Below are 448 nucleotides of genomic sequence, written 5' to 3' on the forward strand. Positions count from 1 at the left end.
AGTGAGCATGTGTTACCAGCCGATGTGGTGATCATGGCCTTTGGCTTCCAACCCCATCAAATGAGTTGGTTGGAACCCTATGGGGTTGAACTCGATCAATGGGGTCGCATCAAAGCAGCCGCGAAACAGACTTACCAATTCCAAACCAGCAATGAGAAGATTTTTGCCGGTGGCGATGCGGTGCGCGGTTCCGATTTGGTGGTCACGGCCATTGATGAAGGCCGTAAGCCGCGGAAGGCATATTAGATTATCTCGAACTCTAATATCTATCGGTGTGTTATGAGAGGTTGGTGAGCGATCACCAACCTTTTTTCTTTTAGTACTTTAATGTTTATGGATTCGTGCGGATAACGCCCTTTTGGGAACAGTAGGTGTACAGGATGAAAAAACTCATTTTAACGATTTGCGCCACCTTAGCCCTGACCGCTTGCAGCAATGGAGCTTACAC

Annotated in this window: 1 protein-coding gene and 1 pseudogene; both read left to right on the plus strand. The window is 47.8% G+C overall.

Features of this window, described 5'->3' with window-relative positions; genetic code table 11:
- Window positions 1-263 (plus strand): annotated as a pseudogene (locus CIK04_RS26490) (FAD-dependent oxidoreductase); the annotation flags it as partial.
- A gap of 117 nt (window positions 264-380) precedes the next feature.
- Window positions 381-448 (plus strand): lipoprotein (locus CIK04_RS35715; protein ID WP_176463439.1); only part of this gene is annotated, 68 nt, incomplete at its 3' end.

The sequence above is a fragment of the Vibrio sp. 03_296 genome (assembly GCF_002265885.1).